At 65.7% G+C, this 16,715-nt stretch carries 17 protein-coding genes; 10 read left to right on the top strand and 7 right to left on the bottom strand.

Annotation, left to right across the window (positions count from 1 at the left end):
• Positions 1–356: 356 nt before the first annotated feature.
• From C2I19_RS16195 to C2I19_RS16180, 5 genes are all read right to left on the bottom strand, one after another.
• Complete coding sequence (locus C2I19_RS16195) at positions 357–1,502, bottom strand: methyltransferase (protein ID WP_103903700.1); 1,146 nt, start codon at positions 1,500–1,502, stop codon at positions 357–359.
• A gap of 121 nt (positions 1,503–1,623) precedes the next feature.
• Positions 1,624–2,943, bottom strand: a complete 1,320-nt coding sequence (locus tag C2I19_RS16190) for a glycoside hydrolase family 19 protein (RefSeq protein ID WP_103903699.1) — start codon at positions 2,941–2,943, stop codon at positions 1,624–1,626.
• A 120-nt stretch (positions 2,944–3,063) separates the two neighbouring features.
• Positions 3,064–3,249 carry a hypothetical protein gene (locus C2I19_RS21800; RefSeq protein ID WP_146056846.1) on the bottom strand — a complete coding sequence of 62 codons (186 nt, stop codon included), beginning with the start codon at positions 3,247–3,249 and terminating at the stop codon, positions 3,064–3,066.
• Positions 3,250–3,291: 42 nt separating this feature from the next.
• A complete protein-coding gene (gene infA / locus C2I19_RS16185; protein ID WP_103903698.1) occupies positions 3,292–3,561 on the bottom strand; it encodes a translation initiation factor IF-1 in 270 nt (89 codons plus the stop codon).
• Between the two features lie 267 nt (positions 3,562–3,828).
• Complete coding sequence (locus C2I19_RS16180) at positions 3,829–5,265, bottom strand: aminotransferase-like domain-containing protein (RefSeq protein ID WP_103903697.1); 1,437 nt, start codon at positions 5,263–5,265, stop codon at positions 3,829–3,831.
• A 183-nt stretch (positions 5,266–5,448) separates the two neighbouring features.
• Here C2I19_RS16180 and C2I19_RS16175 point away from each other — a divergent pair, with 183 nt between their 5' ends.
• From C2I19_RS16175 to C2I19_RS16130, 10 genes are all read left to right on the top strand, one after another.
• Positions 5,449–6,069: a LysE family translocator gene (locus C2I19_RS16175; protein WP_103903696.1), complete on the top strand. Its 621-nt coding sequence runs from the start codon at positions 5,449–5,451 to the stop codon at positions 6,067–6,069.
• Between the two features lie 97 nt (positions 6,070–6,166).
• Positions 6,167–6,718: an isochorismatase family protein gene (locus C2I19_RS16170; RefSeq protein ID WP_103903695.1), complete on the top strand. Its 552-nt coding sequence runs from the start codon at positions 6,167–6,169 to the stop codon at positions 6,716–6,718.
• Positions 6,719–6,864: 146 nt separating this feature from the next.
• A complete protein-coding gene (locus C2I19_RS16165) occupies positions 6,865–7,077 on the top strand; it encodes a DUF1737 domain-containing protein (protein ID WP_103903694.1) in 213 nt (70 codons plus the stop codon).
• Positions 7,064–7,969, top strand: a complete 906-nt coding sequence (locus C2I19_RS16160) for an EamA family transporter (RefSeq protein ID WP_103903693.1) — start codon at positions 7,064–7,066, stop codon at positions 7,967–7,969. The genes C2I19_RS16165 and C2I19_RS16160 overlap by 14 nt, the downstream gene beginning before the upstream one ends.
• Positions 7,962–8,876, top strand: a complete 915-nt coding sequence (locus C2I19_RS16155) for a GlxA family transcriptional regulator (RefSeq protein ID WP_103903692.1) — start codon at positions 7,962–7,964, stop codon at positions 8,874–8,876. The genes C2I19_RS16160 and C2I19_RS16155 overlap by 8 nt, the downstream gene beginning before the upstream one ends.
• Positions 8,877–9,081: 205 nt before the next feature.
• Positions 9,082–9,678 (top strand): LPP20 family lipoprotein, encoded by a 597-nt coding sequence (locus C2I19_RS16150; RefSeq protein WP_233201228.1) that lies wholly within the window; start codon positions 9,082–9,084, stop codon positions 9,676–9,678.
• Positions 9,678–10,949, top strand: a complete 1,272-nt coding sequence (locus C2I19_RS16145; protein WP_158253739.1) for a flagellar assembly protein T N-terminal domain-containing protein — start codon at positions 9,678–9,680, stop codon at positions 10,947–10,949. Before C2I19_RS16150 ends, C2I19_RS16145 begins: the two co-directional genes overlap by 1 nt.
• A 123-nt stretch (positions 10,950–11,072) precedes the next feature.
• Positions 11,073–12,065: an extracellular solute-binding protein gene (locus C2I19_RS16140; protein WP_103903689.1), complete on the top strand. Its 993-nt coding sequence runs from the start codon at positions 11,073–11,075 to the stop codon at positions 12,063–12,065.
• A 70-nt stretch (positions 12,066–12,135) separates the two neighbouring features.
• On the top strand, positions 12,136–13,737 hold the full coding sequence (locus C2I19_RS16135; RefSeq protein ID WP_103903688.1) for an ABC transporter permease: 1,602 nt from the start codon (positions 12,136–12,138) through the stop codon (positions 13,735–13,737).
• 1 nt (position 13,738) lies between these two features.
• Positions 13,739–14,779 carry an ABC transporter ATP-binding protein gene (locus C2I19_RS16130; RefSeq protein ID WP_103903687.1) on the top strand — a complete coding sequence of 347 codons (1,041 nt, stop codon included), beginning with the start codon at positions 13,739–13,741 and terminating at the stop codon, positions 14,777–14,779.
• A 6-nt stretch (positions 14,780–14,785) separates the two neighbouring features.
• Here C2I19_RS16130 and C2I19_RS16125 read toward each other — a convergent pair whose 3' ends face one another.
• Together C2I19_RS16125 and C2I19_RS22810 are read right to left on the bottom strand one after the other, a co-directional pair.
• Positions 14,786–15,253 carry a YbaK/EbsC family protein gene (locus C2I19_RS16125; protein ID WP_103903686.1) on the bottom strand — a complete coding sequence of 156 codons (468 nt, stop codon included), beginning with the start codon at positions 15,251–15,253 and terminating at the stop codon, positions 14,786–14,788.
• Between the two features lie 65 nt (positions 15,254–15,318).
• Positions 15,319–16,446 (bottom strand): methyl-accepting chemotaxis protein, encoded by a 1,128-nt coding sequence (locus C2I19_RS22810; RefSeq protein ID WP_103903685.1) that lies wholly within the window; start codon positions 16,444–16,446, stop codon positions 15,319–15,321.
• Positions 16,447–16,715 lie beyond the last annotated feature (269 nt).

The following is a 16,715-nucleotide window of genomic DNA, read 5'->3' as shown; positions in this document are numbered from 1 at the left end:
TTGGGCCTATCAGGGCATGTTCCGCGTGGTGGGCAATGAAACCCGTCCGGAAGCGTGCGCCCCGCATGCTGCCCGCAGCGCCTGGACGGCGGGCCAGATCAAGCAGGTGCTGACGCTGGAGAAGCAGGTGCAATTCTGAAATGCGGCGACGAACGGGGCAGGCGCCGCGGCTGAGCGGCGTCTGCCCCGTTTGCGTTGCGGCAGGGTGCGCCGGAGGGCGCGGAAGACTGCCGGAGGAGTGGCTGAGTCCAGCCTGGCGGGGCTGGCGGCGCCCGATCATGGCGGCTGGCGCGCCCAGTTGCGACGGGCGTTTATATCTGGCGGGATTGGCAGTCGGTTTGCCGGCTGCCTGTCGTCTATTTGGCCCCCAGCCGCCACAGGCTGGTGATTTCGGCCTGGCGCGCCGCGCTCAGGCTGTCGGTTTGCTCCACCGCTTTCTTGTGGCCGGGTTTGACGTCCAGCTTGCCCAGCACGGCGAGGCCGGCCTGATCTATCCATTGCAGCAGCTGCGCGCGCGAACGCAAGCCCAGGTGTTCTGCCAGATCGGACAGGATCAGCCAGCCTTCGCCGCCGGGCAGCAGATGCGCCGCCAGGCCGTCCAGGTAGCCGCGCAGCATGGCGCTGTCCGGGTCATAGACCGCGTATTCGATCGCGGAGCTGGGTTTGGCCGGCAGCCAGGGCGGGTTGCATATCGCCAGTTGCGTCCGTCCTTCGGGGAACAGATTGGCGCGCCGCAGTTCCACTTGGCCATCTAGTTGCAGGCGGCGCAGATTGTCGGCGGCGCAGGCCAGCGCGCGCTCATCCTGGTCGGTGGCGACCACGCGGGCCACGCCGCGCTTGGCCAGCAGCGCCGCCAGCACGCCGGTGCCGGTGCCGATGTCGAAGGCCAGCTCCGCGCCCGGCAACGGGGCATCGGCGACCAAGTCCACGTATTCGCCGCGTATCGGCGCGAACACGCCGTAGTGCGGGTGGATGCGCGCGGCCAGCGCCTTCACTTCCACGCCTTTCTTGCGCCATTCGTGCGCGCCTATCAGTCCCAGCAGCTCGCGCAGCGACACCAGGGACGCTTCGCCGCCTTCGCCATAGGCCTCAAGGCAGGCCTGGCGCAAGTCGGGCGCGCGCCGCAGCGGGATGGCGTAGTCGGCGTCCAGCGGCAGCACCAGCCGCGACAGGATCTGCGCGCGGCGTCCCTGGGCCTGGCGATGCAGGTGAAAGGACTCCAGCGGCGTGGCGCCGGTTTTGGCGCCTTTGCGGTCCACGCGCCGCGCCAGCGCCTGCAGCAATTGGCGGGCGTTCTGGTAGTCGCCGCGCCACAGCAGGGTGCCGCCTTCGCAGGCCAGCTTGTAGGCGGCGTCGGCGGACAGGCTGTCGTCGGCGATCACGATGCGCTTGGGCGGCGGCAGACCGGCTTCGGAGCGCCAGCGGGCGCTGCGCTCGGCGCCGGCTTCCTGCCAGTGGGCGATGGGGTGCGCTAGGGCGCCGGACTGCTGGGTATCGGTCATGTCGTGGGGTCGAAAAGAGTTGGCCTGGGGCGGGGGCGGCGAGAAAGGGCTGAATGGTAAACGCAACGGGGCCATCCGTCATCTGGAAAACGCGCCGGGCGGCCCGGCGCGCCGTTTCGGCTTACTTCAGCTTGATGCCCCAGTTGTCCTCCACGCAGTGCTGGTAGTTGCCCGGCTGCAGCGCGCTGTACGGCGTCTGGTAACTGACCAGCTGGCACTGGTAGTCATTTCCCCATTTCCAGTCTTTTTCCCAGTAGATGTTGTAGGCGGCGGAGCTGGCTGCGGTGAAGCGCTGCATATTGGCGCAGGACAATTGCTCGCTGCCGTAATCCCAACCCAGATCATGGGCGAACTGCTTGTAGTAGTCGATGCGGTTCTGCGCGGCCTGGCGTTCGGTGCCGCCGCCGCATTCGCCGTTGATGATCTGGATGGTGGTGGCGAAGTTGTTGCCGGCGCCGGCGGCGATGTCGGCCGCGTTGGGCACCCAGGTGCCGTCTATCACGTGCAGCATGGACGGTTTGGGCGGCTGCGGGTAGACGAAGAAGAAGGTGGCGGAGGCTAGGTTCAGCCAGGTGCTGGCCACCAGGTCCGGGTTTTGCAGCAATACGGATTGATCGCCGTTGTTCATCGCTTGCGAGAACGGACCGTAGTTGTAGTTGTAGGACAGCTGCTTGGCGCCGCGGCCGAAGTATTTTTTCCAGCTGCCGTCGGCGTTTTTGCCGCAGGTCCATACCTTGTTGAACACCGGGTCGTCGCATTCGGTGTTATAGCCGCAGCCGGGGCCGCTGTCGGTGCAGCCCATTTCGCGCAGGTAGGCCAAGCCCTGGCGCCATTGCGGGATGGTGTCGCTGGCGTCGTGGTTGCCGGTTTCCTGGGCGAAGTGGGCGAACATGGTCGCCAAGCTGTGGCGGCAGATGGCGTCGGCGTCGCGGCCGTCGCTATAGTCGTCGCAGACGCCTGGGAATTTGGCTACCGCCTGCAAGAAGCGGGTGTAGGTATAGCTGGCGTCGCGGCGGGTGAAGTAATAGTCCCACTTGGCCGAAGGCAGCAGCCGCTCCACGCGGCGCACATTGACCGGGTTGGCGGCGCGTCCGGGCGACACCGGTTCCACCTGGTCGTTGGACAGGGTGCGGATAGAGGCTTTCACCTTGCGGAAAAAGTCGTTGTTGGTCAGGTCAGCCTCGTGCTGCAAGGCCTGCTGCAGAGTGGGAATGGGGGGGGCGACATCGTCCAGCTTGCGCAGCGCGCCGCCGACATGGGCTATCCATGAGCCTTTGGGATTGGCGCCCGGCGTTTCGCCGCGGCTGGGCCATTTGGCTTGCCAGTCGCGGCCTTGCCATTGCACGACCTGGCCCTTCTGGTAGGGGGCGCGCGCATTCCAGGGCGCGGCCAGGGCGGAGCCGGCGAGCAGGAGCAAGGCGATCGGAATGATGCGTTTCATATGGGCTCTCCAAATAGTGGGGCATGCCGGATGGCACGTAATACCACTATGGAACCAATATGGAATATGTCAAACGATTATTTCGCCTATCCGACATTCGCCGCCGCGGCTGCGTCGGGGTCAGCCGCGTATCGCGCGGATCCAGGCGTCGCCTGCGTAATGGGCGCTGGCTATGCCCAGGTCGGAACGGAAGGTCACCGCGAAGCGGCGGCCTATTGGCTTGATGGATACGACTTCAAAGGCGATGGTGTCTTGGCCGTGTTGTTCGGTGACGCGATCGCCGGGTTGCAATTCATTGACTTTCATTAAGATACCTGGGGCTTGACCGCGCGGCGGCCAGGCCTTGAATTAACGGCGCCGATGTTGCGGCGGGCGCGGTGCGCCGCCGCCGACAGGCGCGGTGGGGTGGCGGAAATTGATGCGGCCCTTGGTCAGATCATAGGGAGACATCTCTACGGTTACGCGGTCGCCCACCAGCACGCGGATGCGGTGCATTTTCATTTTGCCGGAGCCGTAGGCCAGGATTTCGATGTTATTGTCCAGCTTTACACGAAAGCGGGACTCGGGCAGCATTTCGATGACAACGCCTTCCAGTTCGATCATGTCTTCCTTCGACATAACGATTCCTTTCTCGATACGGGTAATGTAGTGGCAGCCGGGCCGTCCATGGGACAACCGCGGGCGATGCGATGGAGCTTCAGTTCGATGACCAAGCGGGTTGGGGCGCATGGGCACCCAAGGGGCAAGGCAGAGCGTCGGGCGGTTGGGCCGGACGTTTCAGAATTAGAGGCAAGCTCCATTCTACCGCCATTTGCGCCCCGCGGTCAGCATTTTTGTTTACATCGTTTGATAGCGCTGGTTCATGATCGCGCGGAGCGGGTCCGGCTAGCCGTCGGCCTGGGCGCAGGCTAGCTGGCCGACGCGAACCAGGGCCGCGAGATAGCGCTCGTCCAGCGGATAGCAGCAGGACAGCCGCAGCGCGTTGCGGTAGCGGCCGCCGGGTGAGCTGAGCGGGCCCGGAATCAGGCTGATTTTCTCCGCCATGGCGGCGTGGAACAGCGCCACGCTGTCGCAGCCCTCCGGCAGTTCCAGCCAGATCAGGAAGCCGCCTTGCGGCTGGGTGGCGCGGGTGCCGACGGGAAAGTGGCGGGCGATCAGGCCGCGCACTTTTTCCACGTGGGCGGCATAGCGGCGCTTCAGCGCGCGCAAGTGGTGATCGTAGCCGCCGGACTCCAGGAAGGCGCCCAGCGTTTCGGACAATACCAGCGGCTGCGCGACGGAGGAGGCGAATTTCAGCTTGCGCAGCGCGGCGTCGAAACGGCCGCCCTCCATCCAGCCTATGCGGAAGTCCGGCGCCAGCGTCTTGGTATAGCTGGCGCAGACGATGATCCAGCCATCTTCGTCGAAGGCTTTGACCGCCGGCGCCAGCGTGTCGGCGAATTGCAGCTCCGCGTACAGCGCGTCCTCGATCAGCGGCACCTGGTATTGATTCACCAGCCTGGCCAAGCGTTTCTTGTTTTCAAGCGGCATGCAGCAGCCCAGCGGATTGTGCACATTGGGCATGGCCACCAGGGCCTGGATGCGCCGCTCGGCCAGCAGCACCTCCACCGCGTCGATGGACAAGCCGGTTTGCGGATCGGTGGGGATTTCCACCGCCTTCAGGCCCAGGCTGGCCAATAGCGGCAGCAGATTGAAATAGGTGGGAGACTCCAGCCCCACCGCGTCGCCGTGATGGGTGACGGCGCGCAGCGCCAGCTGCAGCGCTTCCATGCAGCCATGGGTCAGAATGATGTTGTCCGGTTGCAGCGTCATGCCCAGGTCCATGCCGCGGCGGGCGATCTGGGTGCGCAGGCGCTCGGAGCCGGGCGGCAGGGCGTAGGTGCTGAGCATGCCGGGCTGTCGGCGCAGAATCTGGCCCATCAGCCGCGCCAGCTTGTTGCCGGGGTAGAAGTCGCCGCCGCGCGGGCAGGCCAGCGCCAGATCGATGAAGCCTTCGGACTGCTGCGCCTGCAGTACGGTGCCTATCAGGTCCAGCACGGCATTCTTGGTGGGCGAGGCCGGCCCGCTTTCGGTGACGGCGGGCCGCGCCGGCGAAGGCAGCCTGGCGCGCACGTAATAGCCGGATTGCGGCCGCGCTTCTATCAGGCCGCGGTCTTCCAGCACGCGATAGGCGCTGACCACGGTATTCAGGCTGAGCTGGCGGCTGTGCGCGGTGCGCCGCACCGAGGGCAAACGAGCGCCGGGCGGCAGCGTGCCGCGGCTGATCGCCAGCGAGAGGTCGTCTGCCAGTTGCTGGTAAAGCGTGCTGACGCTGTTTTGCATGATGGGCTTTCGGGGCGGTAGGGCACAGCGCCCATCATAGAGTGTGGTGACAGTTGCTGAAAAGAGCAATCTGTAACCAGATCAATAGTTGGTTTTTGAATCTGTATCCATTTGGTGGGGCGCAATAGCATGGCGTGGTGGACAAGGGCGCGTCGCCGCTTGTCGTGTCGCTGGAGAGCCTTCATGCCGGAATTCGCCCTGTTGTCCTACGTCGCCCTGATGTCCATCACGCCGGGCCCCAATAATCTGATGCTGGCCTCGTCCGGCGTCAATTTCGGCTTTCGCCGCACGGTGCCGCATATGCTGGGCATCAGCCTGGGGTGTGCTCTGCAGGTGTTCATCGTCGCCATGCTGCTGGCGCAGGCCTTGGGCTGGCTGGCGTCGTGGCGGTTGCCGCTGGCCGTGGCCGGCTGCGTTTATCTGTTGTGGCTGTCGTGGAAGATCGCCCGCGCCGGCCGGCCGGAGGCGCGCGAACAGGCGCGGCCGCTGGGTTTTGTCGGCGCGGCCTTGTTTCAATGGCTGAACCCCAAGGCCTGGGTCATGGTCCTGAACGCGTCCATTCTGTTCATGCCGGCAGGCGAGGGCGGAAGGCTGGCCGCCGCCTTGCTGCTGGCCTTGGCTTTCGCCTTGGTCAATCTGCCGTGCATCAGCGTGTGGGCCTGGGGCGGCGAGCGCTTGCGCCGCTGGCTGGCCGCGCCGCGCGCCTTGTTGTATTACAACCTGGCCATGGGCGGCCTGATGGCGGCCACCGCGCTGTGGCTGCTGTGCGATGAGCTGTCGCCGCTTCTCGCTCAGATGAAATGATGTCTGTTTTTGGCAGGTCTTTGTCCGGGAATGGCCTTCTGCGGGGTAAGGCGGCGGCTTAACATGACGTCCAATTCCCACCCGTAAGGAGAGCATGATGCAAGATGCCGCATTGTTGGTCATCGACGTTCAGGATTCTTTTCTTCGCCGTCCCTACTGGGATGAGAGCGAGCTGCCGGCCTATCGCGAAGCGCAACTCAGGCTGATCGCCGGCGCCGAGGCGCGCGGCGTGCCGGTGGTCAATATCCTGCACACGGACGACGACGAGCCATTCCGGATGGAGTCGGGCCTGGTCAAGCCGCAGGCCTGGCTCACGCACCGGCCGGCGGCCACCTTCGTCAAGCATGTGCACAATGCCCTGACCGATTCCGGACTGCGGCCATGGCTGGACGCGCGCGGCATCCGCCGGCTGGTGATATCCGGCATCCGCACAGAACAGTGCTGTGAAACCACGACGCGGGTGGCGTCGGATCTGGGCTACGAGGTGGACTATGTCACCGAAGCCACCCTGACTTTCGCCATGACCCATCAGCCCAGCGGCCGGGTGTTCAGTCCGGCGGAAATCCGCGAGCGCACCGAGCTGGTGCTGGCGGGCCGTTTCGCGACCATAGTCGGCGTGGACGAGGCGCTGCGGCGGATGGAAGCTTGATCGCTGCTTGAGCGTTTTGAGGCGCGGGCTAGTGTCGCGATGCGCCCGGCCTCTCCGGCTGGTTTGCTGGAGGCTGCGGCGCTTGCAACCTGAAGTTCGCATGTCATAAGGTGTTGTCATTCAGCTTGTCAGAACTAGGAGGAAACATGTCGCACACTGAGTCGAACGCGCCGCCCGGCGGCTTGCCGGCCTACCGGCTGCTGACCGGGCCGGATGATGCCGCGTTCTGCAAGCGGGTCAGCGAGGCGCTGGCCATGGGATATCGGCTGTATGGCTCGCCGGCGGCTACGTTCAACGGCGAGCGCGTCATCGTGGCGCAGGCCGTGCTGTGGCCGGGAGCCAGCCATGCCGCCGACTGACGTGGCGCAGGCGTTGGCCATCGTGCTGGCCTGGGGCGTCAATTTCGTGGTGATCAAGTGGGGCGTGGCCGGCGTGCCGCCGCTGTTGCTGGGCGCCTTGCGCTTCACCCTGGTGGCCTTGCCGGCGGTCTTTTTCATCAGGCGGCCGGCTTTGCCTTGGCGCTATCTGGCACTGTACGGCTTGACTATGGGGGTGGGGCAGTTCGGCTGCCTGTTCACCGCGATCAAGCTGGGCATGCCGGCCGGGCTGGCATCGGTGGTACTGCAGTCGCAAGCCTTCTTTACCCTGCTGCTGGCGCGGCTGTTCCTGGACGAGCGCTGGCAGGCCAGCCAATTAGCCGGCCTGGCTTTGGCGCTGGGCGGCCTGGCGCTGATAGGCATGGACAAGGGCGGCAATATGACGGCGCTGGGCTTTGGCCTGACCATAGCCGCCGCCACCAGCTGGGCGGCATCCAATGTGGTGGTGCGCGCCATCAGCCGCGCCGGCCATTCAGTGGCGCCGCTGGGGCTGGTGATCTGGTCCAGCCTGGTGCCGCCGCTGCCCTTCCTGTTGCTGTCATGGCGGCTGGAAGGCAGCGAGCGGATGGCGGCGGCGCTGCGCGACTTCAATCTGCAGTCACTGTTCGCCGTGGTTTATCTTGCCGTCGTCGCCACCATGTTCGGCTACGGCCTGTGGAGCCGGCTGCTGTCGCGGCACGCCGCGGCCAAGGTGGCGCCGTTCTCCCTATTGGTGCCGGTGGTGGGGCTGCTGGCTTCCCGCGTGCTGCTGGGCGAAAGCCTCACCCAGGCGCAATTGGCCGGCAGCGGCCTGCTGTTGGCGGGGCTGGCGGTCGCGGTGTTTGGCGGCCGCGTCTTGTCCGCCGCGCTGGCGGCGAGGAGCGGCCGTGCTTGAGGTCTTCTTCGTGCTGCCGCCGGATATGTTGCTGCTGGACCTGGCCGGCCCGGCAGAGGCATTCCGGCTGGTGGGCGAGTTCGGCGGCGAAGCCCGGCTGCATTTCGTCAGCCCGACGCCGGAGGCGGCAACCTCGCTGGGTCTGCCGCTGGCGCGGCTGGCGCCCTTGCCGAATACGCTGCCTGCCGGCGCTTTGGTGGTGGTGCCGGGCGCGGAGCCTTCCCACGTGGCCTTCGCCAAGCCGGAGGCCCGCTGCATCGCGGCCTGGCTGGCCTCCTGGCGCGGACGGGCCGATTTGCGCTGGGTGGGCGTGTGCTCCGGCAGCCTGCTGTTGGCCGAGGCCGGCTTGCTCGATGGCCGCGCCTGCACCAGCCACCATACGCTGCTGGAGCGCCTGCGGGGCCTGGCGCCGGCGGCGCGGGTGCAGGAAAACCGCGTGTTCGTGCAGGACGGCCATTGCTACAGCAGCGCGGGCATCACCGCCGGAATAGACCTGGCGCTGTATCTGATAGGGGAGTTGGTCGATCCCGCGGTGGCGCGCGCGGTGGCGCGGGAGATGGTGGTGTATTTCCGCCGCTCGCCGCAGGATCCGGAGCTGTCGCCGTGGCTGTCATGGCGCAATCACCTGCACCCGGCGCTGCACCGCGCGCAAGACCTGATTTGCGCGGACCCGGCGCGCGACTGGCCGCTGGAAACGCTGGCCGAGCGCGTGCATGTCAGCTCGCGCCATCTGTCCCGCTTGTTCCGGGAGCAGGCCGGCATCAGCGCGCATGATTACCAGCGCGAACTGCGGCTGGCGTTGGCCAGGCAATGGCGCGCGGCGGGCCTGGGCCGGGAGAAGGCGGCGCTGGCCGCGGGATTTTCGTCGGCCAGGCAGATGGGCCGGGCGGAGGCCTGCAGCGGCTGAGCGGGCATTCGGATTCAAGTTTAAACGGCGGCGGCCGATATTCCGGGTTGACGAGTTCCGAGAATGGTTCATACCATTCCATCACTATCTACCGGTAATTGCCATGAAAACTGTCCGCAGCCTGTCTTGCCTTGCGCCCTTGCTTCTGTTGGCCGTCCTGTCCGGCTGTTCCAGCTCGCGGGCGCCGCAGAAAACGAGCGGGTCCATGGCGGCCTCGGAAACCGGCATGGCGCAGACCGGCGTCGGCTATGTCGGTCCGGGAGAAGAAGGCCGCAGCGGCGAAGAGGTGAAGGTGCTGGTCAAGGAGGTCAATCCCTTCCAGCCCATCGTGGTCCGCGTCACCGGCACCGGCGCCGCGCCCTATACCAGCAGCCTGACGCCGTCGCAGCGCAAGCTGCTGGCGATGCGCGCCGCGCGGCTGGACGCCTTCCGCGCCATCGCCGAACAAGTGCAAGGCATGCGCTTGGTCGGCAATAGCACGGTGTCCAATATGATCGCCAACAGCGATAGCTTCCGCACTTATGTGGACGCTTATCTGCGCGGCGTCACCATCGTATCCACCGCGATGAAGCCGGACGGCACCAGCGAGGCGGTGGCGGAAATCACGCTGGATCAGGATTTCTACCGGCAATTCAAGAACTCGCTGGACAAGACCGGCAGCGTGATGCGCTCGTCGCAGGAGTCCGGCGTCGTCGGCGCGCAATGTCCGGAAGGCAATTGCGGCGCGACGCGCGTCATGCCCGCCGCGCCGATGAAGGCGGAGCCGGCCCGCTACAGCAGCAATTTCTATGTGAACCAGTGATGATGCGAATCCGGCAGACTGCCGCCGCTTTTGCGGCGGCATCGTTTTTTCTCGCTCCGGCGCGGGCGGAGATTTTCAGCGCGGAAGGCGTGGCGCCGCTGGACAACGGCGCCGTGGCCGCGCGCGACATGGCGATCCGCGACGCCATGCGGCTGATCTCCATCCGCCAGGGCGCGCGAGTGGAGTCCGCCCAGGTGCTGGAGAATGGCCGGCCGGCCGAGTCCGCCACCTTGACCGCCAGCGGCGAGGTGAGCGGCAAAGTGCGAGTGCTGAACGAATACCAGCAGGGCAAGCTCTACCACGTCAAGATCGAGGTGGATACCGGCGACGCGGCCGAAGCGGGCCGCCGCCGCGACGCCTCCTGCGCGCAGCCGCCGGGCCGCTCGCTGCGGCGCAAGCTGGTGACCACTTATTTCGACGTGGCGCGCCCGGCGGAGGCATCCGACCTGGGCAATCTGGCGACGTCGCTGCCCACTGAACTATCGCGCAGGCTGACTCGCAACCCCATGCTGATGGTGCGCGACGCCAATACCGTGTCGGTGCTGGCGGACAGCCGCGTGTCCGAGCCGGCGGCCGGCTGGGAGATCGCCAGCCAGCTGGGCCTGCGCGAAAACGTGCAGTTCGTCGTGGCCGGCCGGGTGTTGTCGACCTCGATTACCGCCGATGGTTTGCGGCCGTCCATTTTCGAGACCAACAACACCAGCGAGCAGAGCGCCATCTACGACGGGCCGTTTGCCGGCCTGTTTGGCGGCGGCGCCAAGTACCGGCCCACAGAGCGCCAGTTCGACATGGAGGTGTGGGTGTACGACGGACTGACCGGTTCGCTGCTGGCCGACGAGCGTATCAGCGGCCTGGCCAAGGGCCAGGTAGTGCCCAAGCTGCCCAAGCCCTTCGCGTCCGCGGCCTTCTGGCGCAGCGATTACGGCGCGCTGGTGGACAAGCTGATGAACAAGGCGGCGCAAAGGGTGGACGACATCGTGTCCTGCATACCGTTTTCCGCGCGCATCGTGCGCAAGGACGGCAAGCGCGTCTACATCAATGCCGGCCTGTTGGACGGCATGGCGGTGGGAGACAAGCTGCTGCTGTACAAGCGCGTGTCCGGCCAACCGGTGCGAGACCTCATCACCAGCCGCGAGCTGGGCATGCCGGAAAGCCTGAACGGCGACGTGACGCTAGTGCAGGTGCAGCCCAATTTCTCCATAGGCGTGGTTCAGGACAGCAGCCAGCCGGTGTCCGAGGGCGATTTCGTCCGTTTCGTGCCTTTGCGCTGAGCGGCGGGTTCGCGGTGATTGATAAACGTAACTACCTGTTTACAAATTGGTATTGATAGCTATTATCATTTGATGCTACGGTGCACCCCGCACTTCGCTATATACGACAGCAGGGGAAACACCTTGAAGCAGCAAATGATGATGGCCGCCGCATTGGCGGCGTTGGCCGGGCCGGCGCTGGCCGAGGAGGTGGTGGTTTACAGCGCGCGCGCCGAGCAATTGGTCAAGCCTTTGCTCGATGCCTACAAGCAGGAAACCGGCGTCACGGTGAAGCTGGTGTCGGACAAGGAAGGCCCGTTGATGGAGCGCATGCGCGCCGAGGGCCGCAATAGCCCGGCGGACCTGCTGCTGACCGTGGATGCCGGCAATCTGTGGCAGGCTGAAAAAATGGGCCTGCTGAAGGCCGTCAAATCTCCGGTGCTGGACGCCAACATCCCGACCCATCTGCGCGATCCGAACCAGCAATGGTTTGGCCTGTCCATCCGCGCCCGCACCATTTTCTACAACACCCAGAAAGTGAAGCCGGGCCAGCTGTCCAGCTATGCGGACCTGGCGGACCCGAAGTGGAAGGGCAAGCTGTGCCTGCGCACGTCCAAGAAGGTCTACAACCAGTCGCTGGTCGGCATGATGCTGGCCGAAATGGGGCCGGCCAAGACTGAACAGGTGGTCAAGGGCTGGGTGGCCAATCTGGCCGCGCCGGTCTTCCCGGACGATACCAAGATGCTGGAGGCCATCGCCGCCGGGCAGTGCGAGGTGGGCATAGCCAACACCTATTACTACGGCCGGCTGATGGAAAAATCGCCCAAGCTGCCGCTGGGCATTTTCTGGGCCGATCAGGCCGGCAAGGGCGCGCACGTCAATATTTCCGGCGCCGGCGTCGCCCGTTATGCCAAGAACGAGCAGGGCGCGGTGAAGTTTCTGGAGTGGCTGAGTTCGGTCAAGGCGCAGAGCCTGTTCGCCGACGTCAACCTGGAATTCCCGGTCAACCCCAAGGCGAAGCCGGACGCGCGCGTCGCGGCCTGGGGCGACTTCAAACACAACTACATCAACGTCTCCAATGCCGGCGCGCGCCAGGCTGAGGCGGTCAAGCTGATGGACCGGGCCGGCTATAAGTAAGCGCGCCCATCCTTCCCTCCGCGCGGCCCGCCGTTTTCCGATGGCGGGCCGCCGCCGCTGGATTTTCCTCATGTCTGCTTTTGTTTTCCGCTGGCGCGCCGTAGCCGCTTGCGTCAGCCTGCTTACCTTGATCCCGCTGGCCGTGATCGCCGCGGGCTTTCTGGCGCCGGACGTCGAGGTCTGGCGCCATCTGGCCGAGCATGCGCTGCCGGAGCTGTGGCGCAATACCGCAATCCTGTTGCTGGGAGTGGGCGCCGGCGTGCTGCTGCTCGGCGTGCCGCTGGCCTGGCTGACCGCCGTGCATGATTTTCCGGGGCGGCGCTTTTTCTCCTGGGCGCTGATGCTGCCGCTGGCCATGCCGGCCTATGTGATGGCGTTTTCGCAGCTGGGGCTGTTCGACTTCACCGGGCCGCTGCAAACCTGGCTGCGCGAAGCTTTCGGCAGCTCGTCCTGGGTGCCGGACATACGCTCGGCGCCGGGCGTGGTCATGACGCTGACGCTGGCTTTCTATCCCTATGTCTACCTGTTGGCGCGCAATGCCTTCGCCACCATGGGGCGGCGCGCGCTGGAGGTGGGCCAGTCTTTGGGCTTGTCGCCGCTGGCCGGCTTCCGCCGCGTGGCGCTGCCCATGGCGCGGCCCTGGATCATCGCCGGACTGAGCCTGGCATGGATGGAAACGCTGGCGGATTTCGGCGCGGTGGCCGTGTTCAATTTCGATACCTTCACCTCGGCCATCTATAAGGCCTGGTTCAGCCTGTTTTCCCTGCCGGCCGCCAAGCAGCTGGCTTCCTTGCTGGTGCTGCTGGCCTTGGTCGTGTTGTGGCTGGAGCAGCGCGCGAGAGGGCAGCGCGCCTACGGCGGCGCGGGCAGGGCGGCGCCCTTGCCGCGCATGAGGCTGGCCGGCGCGCGCGGCTGGCTGGCCTGCGCCGGTTGCGCGCTGGTGTTGCTATTGGCTTTTGTTCTGCCGTTTGGGCAGTTGGCCTTGTGGGCGGCAGAGCATGCGCTGGACGAGCTGGAGGGCTTGTTCGAGCCGCTGCGCAGCTCCTTGCTGCTGGCGGCGCTGGCGGCCTTGCTGGTGCCGGCGCTGGCCCTGCTGCTCGCCTTTGCCGCGCGGCGCGACTCGCGCAGCCGGCCATGGACGCGGCTGGCCACGCTGGGTTACGCGGTGCCGGGCACCGTGCTGGCGGTGGGCGTGTTCGCCCCGGTGGCGGCGCTGGACAATTTCTTGCTGGAACATTTCGGCTTCTGGCTGCCGGAGGGCGGCACGGCGGTGTTCAAGGGCACTTTGCTGGTGATGCTGCTGGCCTATTGCTCGCGCTTCCTGGCGGTGGGGCATTCGGTGCTGGATTCGGCGATGCAGCGGATAGGCCGAGTCCAGGAGGAGGCGGCGCAAGGCCTGGGCCTCAGCGGCTGGCGCCTGGCCTGGCGGCTGCATCTGCCGCTGCTGCGCGGCGGCCTGGCCACCGCGATGCTGATGGTGTTCGTGGACGTGATGAAGGAAATGCCGATCACACTGATGACGCGGCCTTTCGGCATGGACACGCTGGCCGTGCGCATTTTCAACCTGACCAGCGAGGGCGAGTGGCAGCGCGCGGCGCTGCCCTCGGTCGCCATCGTGCTGGCCGGCCTGGTGCCGGTATTGCTGCTGTCGCGGCAGAAAAGCGGAGCCTGATATGGAAAAACTGCTGGATTTCGACCATGTGAGCCTGGGCTACGGCGGACGGACGGTGTTGGACGGCATGAGTTTTTCATTGCGGGCCGGCGAAATCGCCTGCCTGCTGGGTGCTTCCGGCTGCGGCAAGACCAGCGCCTTGCGCTGCATCGCCGGTTTCGAGACGCCGGATGGCGGCTCGGTGCGGCTGGGCGGCGAGACGATGGCGGGCGAGGGCGCGGCGGTGCCGGCGCATCGACGCCGCGTCGGCATGGTGTTTCAGGATCACGCCTTGTTTCCGCATCTGACGGCTGCGGACAATGTCGCGTTCGGCCTGTCCGCGCTGCGCCGCGCCGGCCGGCGCGAGCGGGTGGCGGAAATGCTGGCGCTGGTGGGGCTGGCGGGGGAGGGCGAGCGTTATCCGCACCAGTTGTCCGGCGGCCAGCAGCAACGGGTGGCGCTGGCGCGCGCCTTGGCGCCGCTGCCGCGCCTCTTGCTGCTGGACGAGCCCTTTTCCAATCTGGATGCCGAGCTGCGCGAGCGCCTGGCGCGCGAGGTGCGCGGCGTGTTGAAGTCGCTGGGCATCGCCGCCTTGATGGTGACGCATGACCAGCAGGAGGCTTTCGCCTTCGCCGACGCGGTGGGCGTGATGCATGAGGGGCGGCTGCAGCAATGGGGCGAGCCGGAGGCGTTGTATTGCGAGCCGGCCAATCGCCACGTGGCCGGTTTCATCGGCCAGGGCGTCTTTCTGCCGGGCAGGGCCGGCGGGCGCCGCGTGCTGCTGGAAACGGGCGAGCTATGGGGCGACGAGGCCTTGCCCTTTGCCGACGGGACCGAAGTGGAGGTGCTGCTGCGGCCGCACGAGGTGAGGCTGGAGCCGGGCAGCGCGCTGCGCGCCAGGGTGGCGGAGCGCATGCTGCGCGGCGGCGCTTGCCATTACGCGCTGGAATTGCTGTCCGGGCGCAGGCTGCTGATGGAGCTGGGCCACGAGCAGCCGCTGGCGATGGGGGAGAATGTGGGCATCCGCCTGCAGCCCCGGCGCTTGCTGGCTTTCGCGGCGTGAGCGCGCTCAGTCGAAGGCCTGGCAGACGTCCACCCACTGGCCGGCGGTGACTTCGCCGAGCTGGCGCGGGCTGATGCGCACCGCGCTGTGCACGGCGCCGGCGGCCGGCAAGACTTCGTCATAGGCTTGCATGGAGACGTCCAGGTAGATGGGCAGTTCGCGGGCCAGGCCGAAGGGGCAGACCCCGCCCACTGGGTGGCCGGTGATGGTTTCCACCTCGTCCAGCGGCAGCATCTTGCCCTTGCCGAAGGCATCCTTGAATTTGCGGTTGTCTATGCGGGCGTCGCCGCGCGCCACCAGGATCACCTCGCGGCCGTCGGACAGGCGGAAGGCCAGCGTCTTGGCGATGCGGCCCGCCTCCACGCCGTGCGCGGCGGCGGCCTCCGCCACGGTGGCGGTGCTGACCGTCAATTCTATGATCTCGATGTCCAGCCGGCGGCTGGCGAAAAACTGGCGAACCGATTCCAGGCTCATGGGCGGCTTCCGTTTGGGGAAAAATTAAAACTATCCTATCCGGAACGGCGCCGCCAGCTTGGGTTTCAGTGGGCCTGGACGATTTCCGTCAGCTTGTCCGCGATGTCTTGCGAGGTGGCGGCCTGTTGCTCGGCCGCATTGGCGATTTGCACCACGAAATCGCGCATATGATTGATTTCCCTGACGATGGCCTCCAATGCCTGCTCCGCGCGCTGGAAATCGCTCTCCGTGGCGTCCACCTTGTCGCGGCCGTCTTCTATGGCCTTCACGTTTTGCTGCACCTCGGTCTGGATCATGCGTATCATCTCGCCGATTTCCTGTGTCGCCTTGGCGGTGCGTTCGGCCAGCTTGCGCACTTCGTCCGCCACCACGGCGAAGCCGCGGCCGGTTTCGCCGGCGCGGGCCGCTTCGATGGCTGCGTTCAATGCCAGCAAATTGGTCTGGTCGGCGATGTCCTTGATCACATTGATGATGTTGCCTATGGTCTCGGATCGCGCGCCCAGCGAGACCAGGCTGTCAGCGGTATGGCGCACCATGGTGCCTACGTTTTTCATTCCCTTGCTGGTTTCTTCGACGATGTTCGAGCCTTTTCGGCTTTCCGTCAGCATCAGCTCGGCGGATTCTGAGGCCGAGGCTGTTTGCACCGCCACGTTCTGGATGGTGGCGCTCATCGCCTGCATATTCTCTGACAGCTCATTGATGCGCGCCTCCAGGAATTGCCGCCGCTTGTCGTTTTCCTCCTGCAGCGCTTTCGCCTTTTCTTCTGCTGACACGTCCTTGAAACTGGCCATGAAGCACAGCAGCTTGCCGCTATCCTGCTTGTCCCAGATCGGAAACACCTTGGTCTGGAAGATCACCTCGCCCACCGGAATGATGGCGCTGTGAAACGGCATTTTGCGCGCGGCGAGATCCGCCAGGATTCTGCGGTTGTGCGAGGGGTCGCGGTGGAATTGGTGGATGCTGCGGTCTTGCGCCTGATTGACGTCCACGCCGGCGCGGAAGCGCTGGTTCAAGGTGGCCTGGTGCTGGCGCAGCACATCCTTCGCTGTCTTGTTCATGTAGAAGATCACGTTGTCAGGACTGGTGTCGCACAACATGATCAGGTTGTCGCTATTGTCCAGCACGCATTGGAACTGATGGATGGTCTGTTCCAGGTCTTGCGCCTGCGTCGACTTTTTGAACCAGCCTGCCATGGCCGTCTCCCCTTGTCAGGTGGTGGACGAGCGGCTGGAGCTTGCGAGCCGCTCATGCTGGCCGGCTGGGCGTGCCGGCGGGCAGTCCGGGCGCATGTCTGGCAAACCCGCGAAACTGTTATTTACGATGATAGGTGTTTTTACTGGTTATGCAGCCTCGATTGCACGCATCCTGTTTCAGGCTTCATGCAGGGGCAGGGCCAGGGTTTCCTTGACTTCCTCCATCACCACATAGCTCTTGGACTCCTTGGCCGAGGGCAGCTGCAGCA

This window comes from Chromobacterium alticapitis, from assembly GCF_002924365.1.
Taxonomy (GTDB): Bacteria; Pseudomonadota; Gammaproteobacteria; order Burkholderiales; family Chromobacteriaceae; genus Chromobacterium; species Chromobacterium alticapitis.
Note: the sequence above shows the minus strand (reverse complement) of the source record. Positions and strands in the feature narration are given on the sequence as shown.